Annotated in this window: 16 protein-coding genes and 4 pseudogenes; 14 read left to right on the top strand and 6 right to left on the bottom strand. The window is 67.7% G+C overall.

All coding sequences use genetic code 11. The annotated features are described in order from the left end of the window. Window positions 1-34: 34 nt before the first annotated feature. Window positions 35-586, bottom strand: coding sequence for an ATP-binding cassette domain-containing protein (locus FRANEAN1_RS21730; RefSeq protein WP_020461973.1), 552 nt, complete (start codon window positions 584-586; stop codon window positions 35-37). 399 nt (window positions 587-985) lie between these two features. Here FRANEAN1_RS21730 and FRANEAN1_RS21725 point away from each other — a divergent pair, with 399 nt between their 5' ends. The 4 genes and pseudogenes from FRANEAN1_RS21725 (at window position 986) to FRANEAN1_RS41385 (ending at window position 4750) form a co-directional block, all read left to right on the top strand. Further along, window positions 986-1276, top strand: coding sequence for an IS3 family transposase (locus FRANEAN1_RS21725; protein WP_020459004.1), 291 nt, complete (start codon window positions 986-988; stop codon window positions 1274-1276). Then, complete coding sequence (locus FRANEAN1_RS43895; RefSeq protein ID WP_020461972.1) at window positions 1273-2076, top strand: IS3 family transposase; 804 nt, start codon at window positions 1273-1275, stop codon at window positions 2074-2076. Before FRANEAN1_RS21725 ends, FRANEAN1_RS43895 begins: the two co-directional genes overlap by 4 nt. Next, a complete protein-coding gene (locus tag FRANEAN1_RS21715) occupies window positions 1998-3350 on the top strand; it encodes an IS30 family transposase (RefSeq protein WP_049795723.1) in 1353 nt (450 codons plus the stop codon). Before FRANEAN1_RS43895 ends, FRANEAN1_RS21715 begins: the two co-directional genes overlap by 79 nt. A 336-nt stretch (window positions 3351-3686) precedes the next feature. Further along, window positions 3687-4750: pseudogene (locus tag FRANEAN1_RS41385) on the top strand (integrase core domain-containing protein). 142 nt (window positions 4751-4892) lie between these two features. Here the strand turns inward: FRANEAN1_RS41385 and FRANEAN1_RS39360 are convergent. Then, a pseudogene (locus tag FRANEAN1_RS39360) lies at window positions 4893-5845 on the bottom strand (IS5 family transposase). A 44-nt stretch (window positions 5846-5889) separates the two neighbouring features. On the opposite strand from FRANEAN1_RS39360, the gene FRANEAN1_RS21685 reads away from it, so the two are divergent. From FRANEAN1_RS21685 to FRANEAN1_RS39355, 3 genes and pseudogenes are all read left to right on the top strand, one after another. Next, complete coding sequence (locus FRANEAN1_RS21685) at window positions 5890-6978, top strand: IS630 family transposase (RefSeq protein ID WP_020461965.1); 1089 nt, start codon at window positions 5890-5892, stop codon at window positions 6976-6978. Window positions 6979-7111: 133 nt separating this feature from the next. Next, window positions 7112-7434 (top strand): annotated as a pseudogene (locus FRANEAN1_RS43890) (transposase); the annotation flags it as partial. A gap of 42 nt (window positions 7435-7476) precedes the next feature. Continuing rightward, the gene (locus FRANEAN1_RS39355) at window positions 7477-8283 is read left to right on the top strand and encodes an enoyl-CoA hydratase/isomerase family protein (protein WP_020461964.1); all 807 of its coding nucleotides are present in this window, start codon (window positions 7477-7479) and stop codon (window positions 8281-8283) included. Between the two features lie 1025 nt (window positions 8284-9308). Here the strand turns inward: FRANEAN1_RS39355 and FRANEAN1_RS21675 are convergent. The 4 genes from FRANEAN1_RS21675 to FRANEAN1_RS21660 all read right to left on the bottom strand — a co-directional run bounded on the left by FRANEAN1_RS21675 (window position 9309) and on the right by FRANEAN1_RS21660 (window position 13396). Beyond that, window positions 9309-10127: an SDR family oxidoreductase gene (locus FRANEAN1_RS21675; RefSeq protein ID WP_020461963.1), complete on the bottom strand. Its 819-nt coding sequence runs from the start codon at window positions 10125-10127 to the stop codon at window positions 9309-9311. A 42-nt stretch (window positions 10128-10169) separates the two neighbouring features. After that, window positions 10170-11078, bottom strand: coding sequence for an alpha/beta hydrolase (locus tag FRANEAN1_RS21670; protein ID WP_020461962.1), 909 nt, complete (start codon window positions 11076-11078; stop codon window positions 10170-10172). Beyond that, a complete protein-coding gene (locus FRANEAN1_RS21665; RefSeq protein ID WP_020461961.1) occupies window positions 11075-11839 on the bottom strand; it encodes an SDR family oxidoreductase in 765 nt (254 codons plus the stop codon). Before FRANEAN1_RS21665 ends, FRANEAN1_RS21670 begins: the two co-directional genes overlap by 4 nt. Before the next feature lie 129 nt (window positions 11840-11968). Then, the gene (locus FRANEAN1_RS21660; protein ID WP_020461960.1) at window positions 11969-13396 is read right to left on the bottom strand and encodes an aldehyde dehydrogenase family protein; all 1428 of its coding nucleotides are present in this window, start codon (window positions 13394-13396) and stop codon (window positions 11969-11971) included. 756 nt (window positions 13397-14152) lie between these two features. Here FRANEAN1_RS21660 and FRANEAN1_RS21655 point away from each other — a divergent pair. The 7 genes and pseudogenes from FRANEAN1_RS21655 to FRANEAN1_RS21625 all read left to right on the top strand — a co-directional run bounded on the left by FRANEAN1_RS21655 (window position 14153) and on the right by FRANEAN1_RS21625 (window position 23429). Next, the gene (locus tag FRANEAN1_RS21655; RefSeq protein WP_041254570.1) at window positions 14153-15325 is read left to right on the top strand and encodes an amidohydrolase family protein; all 1173 of its coding nucleotides are present in this window, start codon (window positions 14153-14155) and stop codon (window positions 15323-15325) included. Between the two features lie 290 nt (window positions 15326-15615). Continuing rightward, window positions 15616-16686 (top strand): extracellular solute-binding protein, encoded by a 1071-nt coding sequence (locus FRANEAN1_RS21650; protein ID WP_020461957.1) that lies wholly within the window; start codon window positions 15616-15618, stop codon window positions 16684-16686. Between the two features lie 37 nt (window positions 16687-16723). After that, a complete protein-coding gene (locus FRANEAN1_RS21645; protein WP_020461956.1) occupies window positions 16724-17866 on the top strand; it encodes an ABC transporter ATP-binding protein in 1143 nt (380 codons plus the stop codon). Beyond that, window positions 17866-19626: an iron ABC transporter permease gene (locus FRANEAN1_RS21640; RefSeq protein WP_020461955.1), complete on the top strand. Its 1761-nt coding sequence runs from the start codon at window positions 17866-17868 to the stop codon at window positions 19624-19626. Before FRANEAN1_RS21645 ends, FRANEAN1_RS21640 begins: the two co-directional genes overlap by 1 nt. A gap of 92 nt (window positions 19627-19718) precedes the next feature. Then, window positions 19719-20424: pseudogene (locus FRANEAN1_RS21635) on the top strand (LLM class flavin-dependent oxidoreductase). A gap of 503 nt (window positions 20425-20927) precedes the next feature. Then, window positions 20928-22124 (top strand): cytochrome P450, encoded by a 1197-nt coding sequence (locus tag FRANEAN1_RS21630; protein WP_020461953.1) that lies wholly within the window; start codon window positions 20928-20930, stop codon window positions 22122-22124. Between the two features lie 483 nt (window positions 22125-22607). After that, window positions 22608-23429, top strand: coding sequence for a mycofactocin-coupled SDR family oxidoreductase (locus FRANEAN1_RS21625; protein ID WP_020461952.1), 822 nt, complete (start codon window positions 22608-22610; stop codon window positions 23427-23429). Window positions 23430-23486: the final 57 nt, after the last annotated feature.

The raw sequence follows: 23486 nt of genomic DNA, 5'->3' as shown, positions 1-23486 counted from the left end.
TGGAGGACCGGACCATCGACACTGTTCTCGTAGATCACGGCCCTGCCGCGGCGGAGACCCGCTCGGTCCATTGGCGCTCGCCGATGGAGAGATGGCGCACGACGGCCCGGGGATCGACGGCGAGGCCGTACTCCTCGCTCGCCGCCGTGATACGGCGCCGCAGCTCGTCGAGACCGAGCGTGAAACCTGAGCGGCGCAGCGCCAGCGCGAAGTTCTCCGCGACGGTGAACGCGGGTACGAGCCGCAGGTCCTGGAAGACCATGCCGATGCCCAGCGCGCGGGCCTGGGTGGGTGAGCCCACCGCGACCCGGCAGCCGTCGATGCGCAGTTCACCGGAGTCCGGCCGGTACAGACCGTAGATCAGCTTCAGCAGCGTGCTCTTGCCCGCGCCGTTCTCGCCGATGAGGGCGTGCACCTCGCTCGGCGCGACGCCAGGCGCCGGCCGGGCCGGGGGATTCGTGCGGTAGGCGGCGCCGTGTGCGGTGGCCGCGATCAGCAGATCCATGGATCGGGCCCGCGGTTGGCGTCCGATCTCCACGACCCGCGCGGCAAGTCGGCTGAAGCTGTTGGCGACGGCGTCAGGCATTGATCGCCAACTCGCCCGGGATCGGATCGACGTCCTTGGCGATCAGGACGCTGGTATCCCAGCTCCGCCATACGCGGGAACTCAGCGAGCCGAGGACGGCCGCCGGCTGGCCGCGGTCAGGCCTTCGCCCCCGGGGAACGGCATCTCGATACATACCGACATCGCGACTTTCCAGCTCTGATCGTGCAGGGGTAGTGATCTCGTAGCCAGGGAACCTGGCAACACCTGTTCTGGTGTGCGTGACGAGCGTGTGGGGCTCCAGAACCCCGATTCGGGCGGTGACCTGCATGTTTGCCTGCCGGACGGGGCCCGTGTCGGGCAGGCTGGATGGTGGGGCGCCCCTTTTATTCCGGACAGCGGCCCCTACTAGAATGGGGTCCCATCCGGGAGGGAAGATAGTTGACGCAGAGGCGCAGGAAGTTCTCGCCTGAGTTCAAGGACGAGGCCGTGAAGATGGTGATCGAGACATCCCGTCCGATCTCCCAGGTCGCGGTTGAACTCGGCATACTGGAGGGAACCCTGGGAACTTGGGTCGCCGCCTACCGGCGAGCCCACGCCGACGAGGAACCACCGCCCACCGTCGACGAACGCGCCCGGCTACGTGAACTCGAGCGGCAGAACCGCGAGCTGCGCATGGAAAACGAGTTCCTGAAAAAAGCCGCAGCGTACTTCGCCAAGGATCATCGGTGAGCGACACGTTCGAGTTCATCGATGCGGAGTACGCCGCCCGCACCACCACGAACACCAGTGCACCAGCGCCGTCGGTCATCCAGATGTGCGCCTGGCTTAGTGTCTCCCGTTCGGGTTTCTACGAGTGGCGTGACCGCCCCGCCTCCGCGACCGCGACCCGCCGCGGCGCACTCGCCACACTCGTCGTTCGGTCGTTCACCGCCTCCGACGGCACCTACGGCTACCGCCGTGTGCACGCTGACCTGCTCGCCTGGGGCCGCCCCTGCAGCCCCGAGCTCGTCCGCGCCCTCATGCGCGAGCAGGGCCTGGTGCCCTGCCAGCCCCGCCCCTGGCGACACACCCTGACCGAGCCCGGCCAGACCCCGGCCGCGATCCCCGACCTGCTGCAGCGCGACTTCACCGCCGACACTCCCGGAACCAAAATGGTCGGCGACATCACCTACATTCCCACCTGGGAAGGCTGGCTGTATCTCGCGACCGTCATCGACTGCCACACGAAAGCCGTCATCGGCTGGGCAATGGACGACAACTACAAGACCGGGCTCATCGAAACAGCCATCACCATGGCCGCCCGTAACCACCAGCTCACCGACGGGGCGATTTTTCATTCGGACCGCGGAAGCAACGGCGGATTCAATTGGTCGTCGCAACACCTCGATCCGGAGGTGTGGGAATGGGACGGCCGGCGGATTGGACGCAGACGGTCACGGGGCGGGCGGGGATGTGCTCGCCGGGGCGGCCGCCGGTGGCGCGGTGGGAGCATCAGCAGCGGTTCTGGGCCGCGGTCGCGCGTGGGCTGAGCAGCGAGGATGCCGGTGTCGCGGCCGGCGTGTCGCCGGCGGTCGGGACCCGGTGGTTCCGCAACTGTGGCGGGATGCCCCCTTCGGACTTCCCCGCCCCGTCGGGCCGATACCTGTCGTTCGCGGAGCGGGAGGAGATCGCCCTGGGTCGTGCCCGCGGGGACAGCATCCGCCGGATCGCGCGGGGTTTGGGCCGGCCTGCGTCGACGGTGTCACGGGAGCTGCGGCGGAACGCCGGTACCCGCGGCGGGACCCTGGTCTACCGGGCCACGCTCGCGCAGTGGCATCGAGACCGTCGGGCTGCCCGGCCCAAGACTGCCAAGCTCGCAGGCAACGAGCGGCTGCGTGGCTATGTGCAGGACCGGCTCGCCGGGCCGGTCCTGCGCGGCGACGGCACGGTGGTGCCCGGCCCGTGGACGGCGCCGTTCACCGGCAGGAACAAGCCGCACCGCCAGGACCGCCGTTGGGCCAGCGCGTGGAGCCCGGAGCAGATCTCGCGGCGGCTGCGGGTCGATTTTCCCGACGACCCGGCGATGCGGATCTCGCATGAGGCGATCTACCAGGCCCTGTACATCGAGAGGCGGGGGGCGTTGCGCCGTGAGCTGGTCGCGTGCCTGCGTACGGGCCGCGCCCTGCGGGTGCCACGCGCGCGGGCCGGACGCCGCCCCGACGGCATGGTCACCCCCGAGGTGCGGATCGGAGCCCGGCCTGTTGAGGCCACAGACCGGGCGGTCGCGGGGCACTGGGAAGGCGACCTGATCATCGGGTTGAACCGGTCCGCGATCGGCACGCTGGTCGAGCGCACCACCCGGCTCACGGTCCTGCTGCACCTGCCCCGCATGGACGGCTACGGCCATGAACCACGGGTGAAGAACGGTCCGGCGTTGGCAGGCCGCGGCGCCGACGCTGTCCGGGACGCGATCACACGAGCGTTCGCGGAGCTGCCCGAGCAGCTACGGCGGACCCTGACCTGGGACCGCGGCAAGGAGATGGCCGGACACGCCGCGCTGACCGCCGACACGGGCCTGGGGGTCTACTTCGCCGACCCGCACAGCCCCTGGCAGCGCGGCACGAACGAGAACACCAACGGGCTGCTACGCCAGTACTTCCCCAAGGGCACCGACCTGTCCCGCTGGACCCGCCACGAACTCGCCACCATCGCCGCGACCCTCAACGACCGGCCCCGCAAGACCCTCGACTGGAAGACCCCCACCGAAGCGATGAACAACCAGCTACTCTCACTTCAACAACCCGGTGTTGCGAGGACCGGTTGAGTTCGGTAACTATACGTCTACCCAGTTCGCTGCTACGTTGAAGAACCTCGGGATCCGCCAGTCCGTCGGCCGGACCGGAATTTGCTATGACAATGCGATGGCCGAGTCCTTCTTCGCAGCTCTCAAGAACGAACGCGTCCACCGCACCGCCTATCCCACCCGAGAACACGCCCGACGCGACATTGCCCGATACATCGAACTTCGCTACAATACGACACGCCGCCACTCGGGACTCGACTACCGAACCCCGCAGCAGGTCCACGACGAGTACCTGAAAAGGCAGACCGCCGCATAGCCCAGACCTATAACGACTGTCCGGAATTAACGGGGCACATCATGGTGTGGTCGCTGCTCTACGCCCTGACACGCAACACTCTCGGACTGATGCTGCTCCGGGTCCGTGGGGACACCGCGAAAGAGGCGGAGCTCCTCGTCCTGCGGCAGCAAGTGGCGGTGCTGCGACGGCAGGTGAACCGGCCGGCGCTGGAACCGAAGGATCGGGTGATCCTCGCAGCCCTGTCCCGGCTGCTGCCCCGGGCCCGCTGGGGTTCGTTCTTCGTCACCCCCGCCACCGTGCTGCGGTGGCACCGCGATCTCCTCGCACGACAATGGGCCTACCCGCGCAGGACACCCGGACGGCCACCAATCCGCGGGAGATCCGCGATCTGGTCCTGTGCCTCGCACGGGAGAACCCGACCTGGGACCACCGCAGGATCCAGGGCGAACTGATCGGGCTGGGCTATCCGGTCGGGGTCGCCACCGTCTGGCGGATCTTGGGCCGCGCCGGTGTCGATCCCGTGCCCCGCCGGGCCGACGCCTCCTGGCGCACGTTCCTGTCTGCCCAGGCCTCCGGCCTGCTGGCCTGAGATTTCTTCACCGTGGACACCGTGTTCCTGCGGCGGATCTACGTGTTCTTCGTCGTCGAGCACGCCACCTGCCGTGTCCACGTCCTCGGGGTCACGAAGCGCCCGACCGCGGCGTGGGTCACCCAGCGTGCACGGAACCTGCTGATGGATCTCGAGGAGCGTGGCCACCGGTTCCGGTTCCTCCTCCGTGACCGCGATACGAAGTTCGCGGCTTCCTTCGACGCTGTCTTCGCCGGGGCCGGCATCGACGTGGTACGCACACCCCCGCAAGCCCCGCAGGCGAACGCGATCGCGGAACGCTGGGTCGGCACCGTCCGCAGGGAATGCACCGACAGACTGTTGATCGTCTCCGAACGGCACCTGACGTCGGTCCTCGGCGGCTACGCCGAGCATTTCAACACCCACCGGCCTCACCGCTCCCTCGGTCAGCACCCGCCCGACTCGCCACCCGTGGTCGCCCCGACGCTGGGGTTCGCCGTCCGTCGCACACGCATCCTCGGCGGCATGATCAACGAATACCGCAACGCCGCCTGACATCTCCCGCGGAAGATCACTTCAACCGCAAAAGGGCAGATCACAGGCCGAAATCCGGTTTTTGGAGCCTCGCAAGATCGAAGGGCTCGGCGCGGAGCTGCTCTACCTGTCGGCGTCTATTAGGGCGCGTATCTGGTTGTGATCAAAGGGGGGTCCGGGTGAACTCCTTGATCCAGATCATCGAGGCGCGGAGGTGAAGGCCGGCAAGGTAGCTGCCCGGGGTCTTGTCGTAGCGGGTGGCGATGCCCCGCCAGGCCTTCAACTTGTTGATCAGACGTTCGACGGTGTTCCGTTCCTTGTAGAGATCAGCGTCGTGGCGGACGGGGCGCCCGCCCCTGCTGCCCTTCCTCATGCGGTTGGCGGCCTGGTCGGCCTTCTCGGGAATGACGGCCTTGATGCCACGTCCGCGCAGGTAGGCACGGTTGCCGCGCGACGAGTACGCCTTGTCTCCGGCGACCGCCCCGGGTCGGGTGCGGGGACGACCGACCGGCCCGGGCACTCGTACCTTCTCCAGCACGGGTATGAACTGCGGGCTGTCCGCGGCCTGCCCGACGGTCAGCACGAACGCCAACGGCCGGCACCGCCGGTCAGCGGCAAGATGGACCTTGCTGGTCTGCCCGCCCCGCGACCGTCCGAGCAGAGCAGCGGTCAGCCGGACCTTGCGTCGGCGCCGGAGGCGTCGCCGTTGCTCCCGCCCGGGGTCGTCCACGACGTTCTGCCCGTCTTGTCCCTGCGTGCCGCCCCTTTTTGCCGGGTCTTCTCCTCCTCGGTGGCGGCCTTCTCCAGGGCGGCGATCACGTCCTCGGCCAGGTGCATCCCGGCAGCGTCGTGGTGCGCCCGGGCGGTGGTGGAGTCCACACTGACCAGGGACAGGTCCACCTCACCCCGCTTCGCGGCCTCGGCGACCATGCCCTCCAGCAGGGCTTCGAAGACACCGGCGTCCCGCCACTGCCGGAACCGGTTGTGGACCGTCGGCCAGGCACCGAACTCCGCCGGCATCTCCCGCCACTGCCCACCCGTCCGAAACCGCCACACCACCCCCTCGAACTGCGCCCGCAGCCGCTGCGGATACGGCCCGAACCTGCCAATCGGCAGGTAGTGTGCTGAGTCTTAGATTCGTGCGCGGATAGAATGGGTTGGTGCCTGGCCCGAGTGCGGAACCCATCGAGTTGTCGGCTGCTGAGCGTGCGGTGTTGGAGGGGTGGGCCCGGCGACGCAAGACCGCGCAGGCGCTGGCGTTGAGGTCGCGGATCGTGCTGGCCTGCGCGGACGGCGGGACGAACTCAGGGGTCGCCGCCGGGCTGGGGATCACCCGGGGAACGGTGGCGAAGTGGCGGAACCGGTTCACGGTCGACCGGCTGGAAGGCCTGTCGGACGAGGAACGTCCGGGGGCGCCGCGGAAGGTCACCGACGCGCAGGTCGAGGCGGTGATCGCGAGGACGTTGGAGGAGAAGCCGCCGAACGGTGACACGCACTGGTCGTCACGGTCGATGGCGAGGGCCAGTGGGTTGTCGCAGTCGACGGTGTCGCGGATGTGGCGGGCGTTCGGGTTGAAACCGCACCTGGTCGAGACCTGGAAGCTGTCCACGGACCCGCTGTTCGTGGACAAGGTCCGTGACGTGGTCGGGGTCTACCTGGACCCGCCGGAGAAGGCGATCGTGCTCTGCGTCGACGAGAAATCGCAGGTCCAGGCCCTGGACCGGACCGCGCCGGTGTTGCCGATGATGCCGGGCACGCCCGAGCGGATGACCCATGACTACGTCCGCCATGGCACGACCAGCCTGTTCGCCGCGCTCGACCCGGCGTCGGGCTCGGTGATCGCGCAGACCTACCGGCGGCACCGCCACCAGGAGTTCCTGCGTTTCCTCAAGCTGATCGACGGATCCGTCCCGAAGGGCTACGACCTGCACCTGGTCCTGGACAACTACGCCACCCACAAGACCCCTGCGGTGAAGAACTGGCTGCTGCGCCACCCCCGCTTCCACCTGCACTTCACTCCGACGTCGGCGTCGTGGATGAACCTGGTCGAACGCTGGTTCGCCGAGCTGACCAACCGCAAGCTGCGCCGATCCACGCACCGGTCGGTCGTCGAACTCGAAGCTGACATCCGTAAATGGATCAACGCTTGGAACAAGGACCCGAAGCCGTTCGTCTGGGCCAAGACCGCCGACGAGATCCTTGAAACCCTCGCCGCATACTGCCAGCGAATCAGCGACTCAGCACAGTAGGGCTCGACAAACGCCCACTCCTCGTCCGTCAACTGCACCCGTGTCATACACGACGACCTACCGGACCAACCCCCGCCACCAGGACGAATCCCGCAGACAGATCACAACCAGATATGCACCCTAGTACTAGTTCATCCAGCTGGTCGAGGCGATCCCGCCGATCCGCGGCCGGCGAGGACGGCCCCGTTACCTGCTCGCCGACCGGGCCTACGACCATGTGAAATACCGCCGCCAGCTGGCTGCCCGGGGCAATCACCCCGATCATCGCCCGCTGCGGGAAGCCTCACGGCACCGGCCTGGGCCATCAACGCTGGCCTGTGGAGCGGACATTCGCCTGGCTGCACCAGTTCCGCCGGCTCCGCACCCGGCTGGGAACGCCGCGTCGACATCCACCAGGCGTTCCTCAGCCTCGCCTGCTCGATCATCTGCCTTCGGAAACTCGGCGGATCATTCTGAAACGACCTGTAAGTCGCATATCACTTAAAGGTCGACCTGTAGGTGGAATCGGACAGCTCCAATATTGACATGGCGGTGTCGGTATATAATTCAGCTATGTGGGGTCGCGAGGCGGGGAATGGGGCTCATTTGGGGGGGCAATTGGCTACCTATCGAACATCAAGACCTTCTCTGCGCAGAAATGGGCCCGCGCTGATCCTCGACCTCGGCGCCGACGGGAACCCGTTAGACACGGACACTCTCTCTCAGTTGAATTTGTTGCTGGACGAGATAGAGCAGACGCCGTCGCCATGCTTCCTCGTCACCATCGGCTCAGGGGGACATTGGTGTATTGGCGTGAATGTCGCCTGGGTGTTCAAGGTAGACGAAGATGAGATCGCTTCCTTTGTCGTCGAGGTCCATCGGCTCTACGCGAGGTTTCTGACGCTGCCGATGGTGTCCATCGCCGCAATTCAGGGAAACGCTGTCGCCAGCGGCCTTATGCTTGCGTTGTCACATGACTTCCGCGTTATGCGGCCGGGGCAGGGTTTCCTGTCTCTTCTCAACGTGGATCTTGGCTATCCCCTTGCCGTTGAGGACACGCTTCTGCTACGCGCCAAGCTTCCGCACCCCACGATCATGGAGATGGTCGCCACAGGAAAGCGCTACGATGCGGCCACCGCTAAGGCGGCCGGTCTCGTCGACATTGTGACTTCCGGTGAAACTGTCCTCGACGCGGCCACCGCGTTTGGACTGCCTCTTGCTCGCAAGAATAGAAACGTGATCGAAAACTTCAAGAAAGTGCTTTTCGACGAGGTTCTCCGTGCCCCGTCCGGCCCGTGGCCAGGGGCCTACAGTCGTCTCCCGTAGAGTTTTCGCAACTGATGGTAAAAATTCTGTCCAAACGGTCCCTGGTCCGGGCGCGGTTAGCCTGTTTCCGGGAAGTGTTCTGTACCCCCAACCGCTTGCCTAGCGGTATGAGGGCTCAGGAGGAATCGCATGCCGCGACTTGGTCGCGAACTCCACCTCGTCGGGGACACCAGCCTTCCTGCGCCGATCTCGGTCCGGCCACGGCGGGTCTGTCCCGTAGACGGCTTGGCGCACATTGGGCATGCGCGCCCGTCGAACTCGCGGGAGCAGCACCGGGCTCGGTAACCGCCGTAACGCTGCTACTCTGCGGCCGTGGGTTGAGGGCCAGAGGGGGACGGGCCATGCTCATTACCGCCAAGCGCCAAGCGGGCAAGAGGGCCGAACCGGCTTGATCAGCATAGGAGAGGCCTTATGCTTACCCCGCGGAAACGATGAAAATCGTGCTGGACGACGCTGGCAGCCAGTGCCGCTGCAATACATAACCCCAGCTCAGAGGGACTAACGACGACCATTGGCGAGGTGGCACGGGATCTCGGACCCACCTTCTGAAAACTTCGGGTGGTGCTGCCACGGCATCTGCCAGGAGTCCAAGCGAGGTCTGATCTCACGCCGCAAAGTTTCGGCCGTGGCTACGAGGAGGGCTTCGCTATCACAGCCTGATTACCCTCAGCCCACCAGATCTCAAATTCTCGGCGCGCGATTCGCCAGCCCTCGGGACGCCGGACGAAATAATCGCTGTACCGTCCGGCAATGATGAAATTGCTACCGTCGGCGAGACCGTCACGCACGTGCTGTGCCTGTAGATAGCAGGCCGACGTCGAGCTGTCCCCGTCGACCTGTCCAACGCTTGCGCATAGTTGAGACAGACATTTACGATCTCGCGCTCGTCGATGAGTGTCTGGAGGCTCGCGGCCATCGAGGGTTCCTCCTCGTCGTTCGGATACGAGTCACTTGGTCGCCTCGACCACCGCATCAGGCAAATCGTCATACGTCGTTTCTGCTGCGAACGCGAAGCGGCCGGAAGGCTATCGGGCGGCCACCGGATCGCCGGGGGCGGCTTTCTCCCCGCGTTCGAGTGCCGCTCCCATCACCTCCTGCGCCGGGGGTACGCAGAGCATCCCCCCGTCGACCACCAGTGTGGTCCCGGTGATCCAGGACGCCGCGTTGGAGACGAGGAAGGTCGCGGCGCGGGCGATGTCCTCGGGCCTGCCGAGCCTGCCCAGGAGCGTCGAGCGGGCGAGCTGTGTCTCCTGCTCCGACCACAGCGCACGCGACAGCTCGGTTTTCACCAGGCCCGGCGCGATGGCGTTCACCCGGACCTGCGGCGCCAGCTCGTAGGACAGCTGCTCGGTGAGGTGGTTCAGAGCTGCCTTGGTGGACTCGTACCAGCCGAGTCCGGGTGCCACCCGGTAGGCGCCGATGGCCGAGAGGTTGAGGACGGCGCCGCCGTGGTCCCGCATCGCCGCGTGCCAGGCAGCCGCGGTCCACGTCACCGGGCCGAACTGGTTGACCTGCACTGTCTTCTGGGCCCGTTGGAGGTCCAGGTCGACCAGGGAGCCGTAGAAGGGGTTCGTCGCGGCGTTGTTGACCAGGATATCGAGGCCGCCGAACCGGTCGAGGGTGTCCCCGACGCAGCGCACGGCGGCGTCGCCATCGCCCGCGTTGGCTGTCCGGAAGTCGCAGCGTTCGCCGAGGCGCTCGGACGCGGCACGCAGTGACTCCTCCTTCCGCGAGGTGAGCATGACTGAGGCGCCCGCCTCGAGGAACGCCTCGGCGATGCTCAGTCCGATCCCGCTCGACGCCCCGGTGATCAGAGCCGTCCGGCCGTCCAGTCTGATGTCCACTCTCGTGTCCTCTCGGTCGCGGCGCCTGTGTCGCCCCCCGACTCACGGGTGCTGCGAACGCGGGACCGGACGGGCGGTGTCGGGGTCGAGCCGCTGTAGGAACCGGCGCAGTGCCTCAGTGAAGCGGTCGTTGCGGTCGCCGGCGACCATATGGCCAGCGTCGGCGATCTCTTCGAGCTCGAACAGCGGGTTGGAGTCGAGTAGACCCTGCACGCCATCGTTGACGACGACGTCGCTGCGTCCGCCGCGCAGCAGCAACGCGGGCACGGTGATCGCGCTGCTGGCCCGGTAGAACCGGGCTACGTCCTCCCGGCTCGGAAGGCGGTTCCCGGCGACGAGGCGGGGATCCCAGTGCCAGAACAGCCGGCCGTCGGCGTGCTGGCGGAGGTTCTTGCGCAGGCCGGTCAGGTCCGTCGGCCGGCGCCGTTCGGGTAGGTACTCGGAGATCGCGTCGGCGACGGCCTCGACGTTGTCGAAGCCGTCGATGCCGCTGCGCATGAACGCCAGCACGCGCTCGGAGCCCTCGACGGCGGGGTCCGGGACGACGTCAACGAGGACAAGTGCCTTGGCCGCCGTTCCGAACTCGCCGACGGTCAGCAGCGCCGCGAGGCCGCCGACCGAGGCGCCGACGAAGATCGGCGGGTTGGGCAGGGTGGCGGCGAGCAGGCTCAGATCGCGGGCGTAGACCGCGAACGTGTAGTCGCCGTCCTCCGCCCAGCCGCTCTCGCCGTGCCCGCGCAGGTCGAGCGAGATCGCCCAGTACCCGTCCCGGGCGACCGCCGTGGCCGCGCTTCCCCAGGCGTGCCGGGTCTGGCCGCCGCCGTGCGCGAACACGACCGGCACCCCGCCCGGGTCGCCGTAGCAGTCCGCCTGCAGGTCGATCCCGGGCAGGCGGAAGCGACCGGCCAGATTCGTCAGCGCGCTCGCCGCTGACACCCGGGTGGCGCTCATTGCATGTGCGTCCCGCCGGGGGGAACCGCGAGTGCGCCCCCGTCGATGACGTAGGTCGAGCCGGTGATCCAGCTTGCGGCGTCGGACGCGAGGAAGACCGCGAGGTTCCCCACGTCCTCCGGCTCACCCAGCCTCCCGAGCAGGGAGCCGGCGATCATCTCCTGCTCGTGGCCCTCCCAGATCGCGCGGGCCATCTCGGTCTTGACGACGCCCGGGGCGATGGCGTTCACCCGGACCTTCGGCGACATCTCCCACGCGAGGTGTTTCGTGATCGACAGCAGGGCGGCCTTCGTGGCGTCGTAGTACCCGATCCCGGGCGAGACGACGTAGGCGCCGACCGAGGCGACGTTCAGGATCACCCCGCCGTGTTCACGCATCCAGGCGTCGTACGCCAGGCGCGACCAGAGAATCGGCCCGTACTGGTTGACCAGCACGGTCTTCTCGGCGCGGGCCAGGTCGATCTCGCTGAGGGGCCCCACGTACGGGTTCGTCGCGGCGTTGTTGACCAATATGTCGACCCGGCCGAACTGCGCGCGGGTCGCCTCGACCGCCGCGGCCGCGGCGTCCGGGTCGCCGGCGTTGGCGGCGAACGCCGCGCAGGAGGACGGGAGGCCTTCAAGGGCCTCGTCCAGCGCGGTCTTCTTGCGCGAGACGAGCATCACCGAAGCGCCTGCCCGGGCGAACCCGGTCGCGATCGCCAGCCCGATGCCCTTCGAAGCACCGGTGACGAGGGCCACCCGCCCGTCGAGTCTTATTTCCATGTGTCTCCTCGTGGTCGACCGTCCACGGCACCCGGCCGGGCCGACGCAGTGCGCGCGACGTCCGCCCCGTTCAGGCTGTTGCTCCGGTATGACGGACCGCGCGTGTCGTTCAGCGCCGGTGCGCCGGGCTCAGGCTCCGGCGGTCAGGTCCGCCACCGCTTTCGTCTCCAGGAACTCCTCCAGGCTGTAGTCGCCGAACTCGCGGCCGTTGCCCGACTGCCGGTAGCCGCCCAACGGGGCCTCCGGGTCGAAGGTCGTACCGTTGATGTCGACTTTCCCCGTGCGCATCAGCCGGGTGACCCGCCGAATCCGGTCCGGGTCGGTACCGAAGACGGCGCCGGCGAGCCCGTAGACGGTCGCGTTGGCGATCCGAGCCGCGTCGTCGTCGCCGTCATGTGGGATGAGCACCTGCACGGGCCCGAAGATCTCCTGCTGGGCGATGGTGGCGGAGACATCCTCGACCGTGAAGACCGTGGGGCGGACGAAGAAGCCGCCAGACCACCGGTCCGGAGCGCCCGGACCTCCGGACACCAGTCGGGCGCCCTCGTCGATCCCCGTACGGATGTAGCCGTCGACCCGGTCGCGGTGTTCGGCCGAGGCCATCGGCCCCAGCGTCGTGGCCGGGTCGCGAGGATCGCCGATGACGGTGGACTCGGCGAAGGCGCGGGCCATCTCCTCGGCTTCGGCGAGCCGTGCACGGGGAACGACGACGCGGGTCAGGCAGGCGCAGCCCTGGCCATTGTTGGTCGTCACCGACTGCATGCCGGTGGTGACGGCCGCCTGGAGATCGGCGTCGTCCAACACGACGAGCGCGGACTTGCCGCCCAGTTCGAGGGTGACCCGCTTGATCGTCTCACCGGCGACAGCGCTGATCCGGCGGCCGGCCTTGGTCGAGCCGGTGAAGGAGATCATGTCGACGTCCGGGTGCGCGACGAGGGCCTCTCCGGCCCGCGGACCGCCCGGTACGACGTTCAGGACCCCGCGCGGGAGGCCGGCCGCGTCCGCCGCCTCCGCCAGCGCGTATGCCGAGAGCGGCGCGATGTGCGCGGGCTTAAGCACGGCGGTGCATCCCACCGCGAGTGCCGGAGCGACCTTGAGGCACATGAGGAGGAGGGGGAAGTTCCACGGCGTGATTGCGCCGACCACCCCGATCGGCTCTCGGAGGACGGTGATGTTTCCTCGTCGGTCCTCGTAGTCGAACGTCGACGCCTTCTGGGCGTACATCCCGAACAGGCTCGTCGCCAGCCCCTGGAAGGCCCCCGCCTGGGCGGTGGGCGTCCCGACCTCCTGGGAGAACAGGTCGCTGAGCTCGGAATGGCGGGAGGTCAGGATCCGGGTCATCTCGTCGAGGATCCGGATGCGCTCCGCGATCGGAGTATCGCTCCACGTGGTGAAGGCTGTGCGGGCTGCCTCCACGGCGGCGGTGACGTCTTTCTCCGACCCGAGTCGGATGGTGCCGATCTCCTTCCCGGTCGTGGAGTTCGGAACCGACACCTCCTCGGTGCCGTCCGGCGTCACCCATGTTCCGTCAAGGTAGATCTGCTCGTGCGTCGTCATGGCGGCACCTCTCGCCCGTCCGTCGTACCGAGGTCGCGGTTCGCCGGGCGGGCAACGATGTGTGAGTATCGGCCCTGGAACCGGCGAGGCCCGATCGCAACCTGAATAGTCGAGCCATCGATAGTCTAATCCTCACACTGTTGTCGTGCAGTGTCAACGCGTGGCTTCTCGATCATGTTGCCAGGTGTCGGAGCTCCGTCGTGGGGCGGGCGGGCTGTGCGCGCGGGGACGCCGGCGTCCGCATCGTCGCGGACCTCGGGCGGGCGACCAGGGCGTTCGTCGCAACTCCGGACGGCCCCGGTGCGGGAACCTCGGCGCGGGCCGCCGCGAGGAGCGCGATCGGAACGTGGGTGCGCCGAAGTTCTGCCCTGAATCGAGCGAAGCATTCCGCGCTGTCCGCGCTGTGCGGCGGGGACGTTCGCGGTGCCTCCAGCTGTGATGCCGGGGCTCGGGGTGCTTGGGGAACGCCTGGTACGGAAGCCTTCGATGTCTGGGTCGAGTCCCGGCGCAAGATTCCCTACGGCCCAATATACTCTAGTGTTAGAGCATATGAGAGCGGGTGCGGTGGGTCTGTCATCACTGGCAGTGGTGGCGCTTGACCAGGGGTTGGTGCCATGCGAGGATCCGAATAATTCGCGATCTAGATATTCTGGTTCGCGTGCTTATGGTGGATCGTCGTGGCCGCCGCCCGGTACCTGGGCGGTGCCAGGTGCGCGGCGCTGCCCATCGCTGGGGTGACGAAGGGGCGTGAGACTGATGGATCCGGCGCTGTTAGACGAAATCAAGATCATTGACACGGACACCCATGTGGTGGAGCCACCGGATCTGTGGACCTCACGGGTGTCGGTGCGCAAGTGGGGTTCGCTGGTGCCGCACATCCGGCCGGACGCGTCGGGTGACCCGGCGTGGTTCGTCGGGGACCAGCGGATGTTGGGAGTGGCGGCGGCGGCGATGGCGGGCTGGCACGAGTACCAGCCGGATCATCCGCTGCGGCTGGAGGACGCGGACCGGGCGGCGTGGGATCCGGCGGCGCGACTCAAGCGGATGGACGAGGACGGCATCCACGCGCAGGTCCTCTATCCAAACGTGGCGGGCTTCGGCGGGGGCAACTTCACGAAGGTCGAAAATCCGGATCTGATGCTGGATCTGGTGCGCGCCTACAACGACTTCCTGACAGATTTCGCCGGTGTCGCGCCGGGCCGTTACATCCCGATCAGCGCCGTTCCGTTCTGGGACCTGGAGCTGGCGGCCAAGGAGATCGACCGGGTCGCGGCGGCCGGGCACAAGGGTCTGATCATGACGGCGGCGCCCGAGAACTGGGGCCAGCCGTTCCTGGAGGACCCTCACTGGGACCCGCTCTGGGCGAAGGCCCAGGAGGTCGGCCTGCCGATCAACTTCCACATCGGGTCGGGGGACATCTCCGCGTACCCGACGCACCCCGGTGGGAAGCACGCCAACTCGGCTTCGCTCGCGGTCCTCAACTTCATGGGTAACGCGGCGGCCATCGTCCGGGTGATCTGTGGCGGTATCTGCCACCGGTTCCCGGAGCTGAACATCGTCTCGGTGGAAAGCGGCGTGGGCTGGATCCCGTTCGCGCTCGAGGCGCTGGACTGGCAGTGGTACAACTGCGGTGTTCCGCAGGAGCACCCGGAGTACGAGCTGTCGCCGAAGGAGTACTTCCTGCGGCAGGTCTACGGGTGTTTCTGGTTCGAGCGGGACACCGCGATGAGCGCGATCAGCCAGGTCGGGGCGCGGAACTTCATGTACGAGACGGATTTCCCGCACCCGACGAGCATGACGCCCGGCCCGGCGTCGATCGCGACGACGCCGCGGGAGTACCTGCTCGCCGCGATGGCCGATCTGCCGGACGAGACCGTGCGACTGCTGTTGCAGGACAACGCCGCCCGCATCTACCATCTCGATCTCTGACGCCCGTCCCGGGCGCACATGTCCACGAGGTTTTGAACGGGCACGTCGACGTCATCGGTAACGCCGGTGCCCGTTGTGGTGGCGCGCCAGTCGGACCGCGGGACTATCGGTCGCCGAACCCTGCGTGGCCGATAGCCAGCCGCTACAGCATCCGCGGAAAGTCGCCTGACGCGCCCCAGGTTCGGGAGTTTTCGAGGTCGAGCACCCGCCCCGAGAACTTTATCCCCGTTTCCTGGTGCGTACGACATCCGACTGGAGCGGATTCGTCGAAATTCGGAGGAGAAACAGTGATGATCGACAAGGGGCACCATTTACGTAACACCCGGCTCGCCGCGCTGATACTCGGTTCCCTCGTCTTCGCGGCGGGTTGTGGTGGCGGCGGGTCCGCCAGCTCGGAGAACTCCGACAGGACCGCGGGAATGACCTGGGACCAAATATTATCCTGCGCCCGCGAAGAGGGCACGGTCACCTATTACTCCTCGAACATTCCCAATCTCAACAAGGCGGTCGGCGAGGCGCTCAACGCCAAGTACGGGATCCGCGTCGAGTCCTACCGCGACGTCGACGCGACGATCCACCAGCGGGTCGACGCCGAGATCAAGACCGGCAAGGTGGTCGCCGACGTCGTCCAGACGGCGTCCCCGCTCACGTTCCAGCGCATGGCCGAGGCCGGAGAGCTGCGCGCGACCGCCGGCCCGGCGTTCGACAGCCCCGACTACCGGCCGGAGTACCGGCACGCGGACAGCCAGTACTTCCAGACCAACAGCCCGTTCTTCGTGCCCGCCTGGAACACCGATCTCCTGCCGGCCGGCCTCAAGGACTACTCGGATCTCCTCAAGCCCGAGCTGCGTGGACGCATCGCGATCCAGGACCCGTCCGTGTCGAACGTGATCCTCGATCACTACCTCTGGATGGAGAGGACCGAGGGCCCGGACTTCCTGCCCGCTCTCGCCGCGCTCGCCCCCCGGGTGTACCCCAGCCAGGTGCAGTCCATCGAAGCGCTCGCCGCCGGCGAGGTGGCAGCCACGACGATCATGTCGCCGTCACTCATCGCCCCCCGGAAGGCAGCTGGTGCCCCGGTGGACTACGTGTTGCCCTCAGGAGGCTCGTACCCGGGGTCGCACTTTTACGCCAGCGTTCTGGCGGGGGCGCCACACCCGTGCGCCGCACAGGTGCTTGCGAACTTCCTGGTGACATCCGAGGGGCAGGACGTCGTGGCGGAGAACTCCGCATCCGCGCTGCCGAACGTTCCGGGCTCGCCGATCACCATCGACAAGGTGGAGGCCACCGACCCGAACAAGTTCACTGACGAGTTCGTGGACGACCACCTGGCGACCTGGACGAAGCTGTTCCGACGATGAGCACGGGACATCGGATTCGGCCAGAAGGACGCCTCTCATGACCGTGAAAGTCGATGGCATCGTCAAGCGGTTCGATGGCCGTCCCCCGACGGTGGCGATCGACCACCTCCAGCTGACCATCGACGACGGGGAGTTCATCGTCCTGCTCGGCCCGAGCGGATGTGGCAAGACCACGACGCTGCGGTGCATCGCGGGGCTGGAGTCTCCCGACGAGGGTCGGATCGAACTGCAGGGCAAGGTCGTCTACGACTCGGCCACCAGGATCAATCTGCCGCCGGACCGGCGCAGCATCGGCATGGTCTTCCAGAGCTACGCGCTCTGGCCGCACCTCTCCGTCCGCCGCAACATCGCGTATCCGCTGCGGGCCCGGAAGCTGTCGCGGGGGATCGCTGAGGACTGGGTCGGGGACATGGCGCGTCTGGTCGACTGCGAGAGCCTGCTCGATCGGCTTCCCAGTGAGCTCAGTGGCGGGCAGCAGCAGCGGATCGCGTTGGCCCGCGGCCTCGTCGCCCGGCCGGAGCTGGTTCTTCTCGACGAGCCGATGTCGAACCTCGACGCGAAGCTCCGGGACCAGGTCCGGGCCCAGATGCATGAGTTGCATGCTGATCTCGGCTTCACGGCGGTCTTCGTGACCCACGACCAGGCGGAGGCCTTCGCGCTGGCCGACCGCGCGGTGATCATGAACAGTGGGCGTATCGAGCAGGTCGACGATCCGCGGCGGATCTGGGCGGCACCGGCGTCCGACTACGTCGCCTCGTTCATCGGGATGGCGAACAGGCTGGAGCTCGAACGCCATCCCGAGGGCTGGCGGATCCCTGGGACGTCCATGCAGATCCCGTTCGCGGATCTCGCCGTCGACCGGTCGCTGTCGAGCGTCGCTCTCCGTATCCGGGCTGGAGACCTGCGCGTCGTCCCGCCCGACGTTCCTACGGAGGAGGGGACCGTGCACGTGGTCGGCACCCTGATCGACTCGATCTTCGGTGGCGACGTGCTCGACGTGGCGGTGGATGTCGGCGGCTTCCGCCTGCACGCGCAGTGCGAGCTGGAGGGTACCCACTGCTGGGTCGACCAGGTGCCCAGAGGGTCCGAGATCGCCGTCCGGTTCGCCCTGGCCAGAGCCCGCTGCTTCGACCGGGAGACCGGAGCGGCGATGGGCATCAGTGAACTGTCGGTCGTCTGATGTCCACCGACTCTGACGTGGCGTTCCGCCAGCCGGACACCGACGGGTCCGACACCGCTGCCTGGCCGGGCCGCGGAGCGTTGCTGGACGGTCGCCTCCGTCCCGCGGGGAGGTCCGCGCTGGTGTGGGCGTTCGTGCTCGTCCTCGGGCTGATGGTCTTCGGACCGCTCGTCGAACTGCAGTCCCAGGCGCTGGCGAACGGCGGGCGGGGCTACGAGCGGGCCTTCGGCGCATCCAACATCGGCGAGGTCATCCTCACCACCGTCTGGTTGGCCCTCGGCGCGTTGGCCATTGCGCTGGTCCTCGGCACGATGCTCGCCTGGTGGGCCGAACGCCTCCCGCCCCGGCTCCGCTGGCTGCGGATCCTGCCGGTCCTGCCGATCGTCGTGCCCGCCATCGCATCGGTCGTCGGCTGGTCGTTCCTGCTGAGCCCGGGCCCGGGCTACATCAACACGGCCCTGCGGAAGCTGCCGTGGTGGTCGGGGCTCGATCAGGGGCCCATCGACGTGTACACCGTTCCGTGGATCGTGTTCGTCGTCGGCATCGGGCTGTCCGCCTTCATCTACCTTTTCGTCAGCTCCGGTCTCGCCAACGTCAACGGCGAGCTGATGGAGGCGGCCTATGTGCACGGCTCCAGCGCTTCGGCGACTTTCTTCAAGGTGGTGCTCCCGCTCCTGCGCCCGTCGTTGATCTACGGTGCCGGCGTCGGGCTTCTCATGGCGCTGGGCCAGTTCACCGCGCCGCTGCTGTTGGGGACGAACCAGGGCGTCGACGTGCTTACCACCGCCATTTTCCAGAAGGTGAACGGTTTCCGGGTCGACCAGGCCGGGGCCGCCGCGCTGGGATCCCCGCTGCTGGTATTCGGCCTGCTCGTCGTGATCGGCCAGAAACTCGCCCTCGGCAATCAGCGGCGCTTCGTCACCCACGGCGGCAAGGGCGGGTTCCGGAGCCTGGCGAGGCCCTCGTACGGCGCGGCGCTGGGCATCATGCTGTACTTCGTGCTCTCCACGCTGCTGCCCGTGCTGGCGCTGATCTCGGTCGCGCTGTCGCCCTACTGGTCGGGACGCATCGAGCCGTCGGTGTTCACCTTCCACAACATCTCGACGGTGCTGTCGACGGACGGTGTCCTGGACGCCATCCGCAACAGCGTGGTCTTCTCCGCGGTAGCGGTCCTGATCGCGCTGCCGGTCGGTTTTGTCGCGGCCACCATCCTGCTCCGCGGCAGCCAGCGGGGCGGCCGGGTCGCCCGGGTGCTGCTGGATCTCATCGTGTCGAGCCCGCTCGGCATCCCCGCGGTCCTCTTCGGCGTCGGCTTTCTGCTCGTCTACACCCAGCCGCCGCTGGTCCTGTACGGCACCTCGTGGATCATCATCCTCGTCTACGTGACCCTGATGCTCCCGTTCGCCACCCGGATGCAGATGTCGGCGATCATGGCACTCGGAACCTCCTACGAGGAGGCGTCCCGGACCTCCGGCGCGGGCCTGCTGCGGACGAAGGTCCGCATCGTGTTCCCCCTGCTGCGTCCGGCCATCGGAGCGTCGTCGGCGCTGATGTTCGTGCTGCTCACCCACGAGTTCACCGCATCGGTCCTGGTCCGCACCCCGTTCCAGCAGGTGATGGGCACCGTCCTGTTCGACAACTGGCAGAACGGGGCCTACCCCACGGTCGCGTCGATCGCCCTGATCATGTCGTTCGTGACCGCTGCCGGGGTCGCGGTGGCGACCTTCATCGGCGGCTCGGACGCGCTGCGGCGCCTGTGACCCACTTCGGCATCTCCCTCCTGCGCGTGTCACCAGGCGCATGGACGGAGGTGGCCCAGGAGGCCGAGCGGCTCGGTTTCGAGTCAGTGTGGATGTCGGACCACCTGGTGCTGCCCGCCGAGATGGACGCCGCGGACTACCCGGACGGTCGCCTGCCGATCCGCCCCGAGACCCCGGTGTTCGACTCGCTGGTCTACCTCGCCGCGATCGCGGCGAGGACGCGGACGCTGCGCCTCGGAACGTACGTCTACCAGCTCGGCCTGCGGCACCCGCTGGCGGTGGCGCGGGCGGTGGCGACGCTGGACGTGGTGTCCGCCGGTCGGGTCGAGCTGGGGATCGGCGCCGGGTGGATGCCGGCGGAGTGGGCCGCCGCCGGCATGCCGCAGTCTGTGGACGGAGCCCGTCCCGCGGCACGACGGCGAGTTCTTCCGGTTCCCAGCCGTCCGGTTCGAACCGAAGCCAGTCCAGGATCCCCTGCTGGTGCACGTCGGCGGAGAGTCACCGCCCGCCCTGCGCAGGGCCGTCCGGTCCGGCGACGGATGGATCGGGATGCACGATACGCCCGCCTCCGTCGAGGCGCCGCTGGCCAGCCTGCGCAACGCCGCCGCCCGGCACGGCCGCACCCGGCCGCTGACCACCACCGTCGCAGCCCCGCCGGGGGAGGATGTGGACGTCGCCGGCTGGCTCGCCTCGGGGGTGGACCGGGTCATCGTGACACCCTGGGCGCGGTCCCGAGACGCGATCCCCGGGATGCGCCGGTTCGCCGAGCGCATCCCCGCGAGACGTGCGGCCAGCTAGCTACTGTAATGGTCGGCGCCGGCCATGAGCTGGAGCAGTACCCGACAGCAATCAGGTGACGGCGGCGTGCCATTCGACGCGAGCGCGGACCCCACGTGTTGGACACGCTGGCAGCCTCCAGACGCTCCCCAGCTCGACGCCTCGTCGCCACGCCACGGCCACCAGCGGCCCCTCGCGGGTCCGATGTCGTCCCGGCTCGTCGCCATCAGACGCCAACGCCGGCCCGTCGCAAGCCGAACAAACCGGTACCCCATCACGGTGTCTTCCCAGCTCAGGCTGGTGATGGCGGCGGGAACCAAACGTTCCCTCGGCAGGGAATGACGCCGCACACCACGCCGGGTGATCATCACGGATGCCCCGCCTACCAGCAAAGGGTTCGACCAGCTCGGCCGGCAGCAGTCCGTCGGATCTGCTTGCGCGAGCTCGGGCGCGTGACCTAAATTACTCCAGAGATGCAATACTGAGAACGCGACGAAACTGCGGGCATCGAGGGGTGCGGATACATGCGATTCGATCCGACGGCGGCGGCGATCAAGGCCGATCCCTATCCGGCCTACGCTCGACTGCGGGCCGAAGCCCCAGTGGAGTGGAACGACCTGGGCTTCTGGACAGTGGCCCGGCACCAGGACTGCCTGTTCGCGTTACGCGACAAGCGGCTGGGCAAGGAACACCCGTTCGCCTGGGCCATCGAGAATCCAGACCTGCCGCTCATCCAAATCCATGACGCGATGATGATCTTCCACGATGGGCAGGCGCACCGTCGCGTACGCCGGCTGTTCACCTCGGCCTTCACCACGCGGGCCGCGGATCGACTGCGGCCCGACATCGCGGCGATCGTCGACGAGCTGCTGGCCGAGCTGGTCGAGCGCGACGAGTTCGACCTGGTCTCGCAGTTCTGCTACCCGGTCACGCTGCGCACGATCTGCTACATGCTCGGTGTGCCGCGCAGCGACATCGACTGGTGCCACTCGCTGACCAAGAACGTGCAACGGCTCCTCGAGCAGGACCTCAGCAGAGCCGAGCTGGTCCAGATCTCGGACAGCACGGTCACCTTGTCCGAGTACTTTGCCGAGCACGTGCGTGACCGGCGCCGCAACCCGAAGGACGACCTGATCTCGCTGCTGGTCCAAGCCGAGATCGACGGAGAGCGGCTGACCGAAGAGGAGATCATCGCCAACTCGATTCTGCTCTACCTCGGCGGTGAGGACACCAACGCGAACCTCATGGCCAACTCCACCCTCGCCCTGCTGGCCGCGCCGGACCAGGCCGAGCTGCTGCGGCACGACGCCGGGGTCGTCCACGCCACGGCCTTCGATGAGCTGCTCCGTTACGACAGCTCCTTCCAGATGCTCACGCGTTACGCCAACGAACCGGTGGAGATCGGCGGTCAGCGGATCGAGGAGGGACAGACCGTGATGTGCCTGCTCGGCTCGGCGAACCGGGACGAGCGCGAGTACGAGCGTCCTGACGAGCTCGACCTGCGCCGAGTGGTGAAGCGGGGTGTCTCCTTCGGCGGCGGCCCGCACCTGTGTGTCGGCGCGCCGCTGGCCCGGGCCCAGCTGCAGGAGGCATTGCCGCGCCTGTTCCGCGCCTTCCCCTGGATGCAGAACCTCACCGAGGAGCTGGAGTACCCGCTGCTTGTGGTGCGGGGGCCGAAGGAGCTGACGCTGGCGACGGGCAAGCAGCGTGTTATGGCCTGAGCTGAGCACCCAATATGATCAAGCCTGCTGACCCACTTCGAGGCCGACGGTGACCAGCTAAGCGACCACGCGGTCGTCTCCAAGCTCGTGCTGCCCTACCTCGGGGGGAGGCCAACCTGCTCGCCAACGCCGCGTTTGCCCTGTTGGAGTACCCGGAGCAGGCCGCGCTGGTCCGGGATGACGGCTCGGCTGACCGGGACGCCCAGCGGCGGCCCGATCCGGATTGCCTTGACATGTGCCGGCGCGACCAGTGCCCAGCCGACTTCGACGGCGGCTTCCGTCGCTGCCTGGGCGCTGCCCTGGCCAAGCTCCAGATCAGCATCGCTCTACCCACCCTGTTCGGGACCTACCCGGACCTGGCCCGGACGGTCGGCGAGCTCGACTACGACCAGCTCTTCCCGTGCGGGCCGCGGGCTCTACCGCTCGCCCTGAGGGAAGGCGGGCCGACTAGGCAATCACCCTCACCAGGAGAGGACGTTCGGCGTGGGACGTGTCGAAGGCAAGGTCGCGGTAATCACCGGTGCCGCGCGGGGGCTAGGCCGCGCATCCGCGCTGCGGCTGGCCGAGGAGGGGGCCGACATCATCGCGCTTGACCTTGCGGCCGATCCGGGGTTAACCAGCTACGCGATGAGCGGAGCCAATGACCTCGAATGCACGGCTGAGGCGTTGCGGTCGCTCGGCCGCCGCGTGGTCACCGGATACGCGGACGTCCGGGACCTGGACGCAGTCGTGGCCTCGATCGAGGCCGGGGTCCGCGAGCTGGGGCGGCTCGATCTGGTTTGCGCCAACGCGGGAATGGTCTCCTACGGCGGCGTGCTTGACCTCACCGAGACGCAGTGGCGGGACCTGCTCGACGTGCACATCACCGGCTCCTGGCACACCGTGCGTGCCTCCGCACCCCATCTCATCGCCGCCGGCGGTGGGTCCATCGTGCTCACCAGTTCAGTGGCGGGGCTGCGGGCCGAGGCCGGCGTCGCCCACTACGTCACGGCTAAGCATGGGCTGGTGGGGCTGATGCGCAACCTGGCTGTCGAGCTCGCTCCACACGGCATCCGGGCCAACTCCGTGCATCCCACGATGACGAAGACAAGGATGATCACGAACGAGTCGACCCAGGCTCTGATCGCCTCGGGAGCCGAGGCCGGGATCAGTGCCGAGGACGCCGCTCGAAAGCGCCACCTGCTCGACGTGCCGTGGATCGAGGCTATCGACGTCGCCAACGCCGTGCTCTACCTGCACTCGGACGAAGCGCGCTACATCACCGGAGTCGCACTACCGGTGGACGCCGGGGCTTGCCTTGTCTGACCACTGCGACCCTGTGGGGCTCCGAAATTCGGGTTTCGGCCTGGGAGCTGGTCTTCT

It is taken from the genome of Parafrankia sp. EAN1pec (assembly GCF_000018005.1).
GTDB lineage: Bacteria > Actinomycetota > Actinomycetes > Frankiales > Frankiaceae > Parafrankia > Parafrankia soli.
The sequence above is the reverse complement of the archived record's forward strand: the minus strand, read 5'-3'. Positions and strand labels throughout refer to the sequence as shown.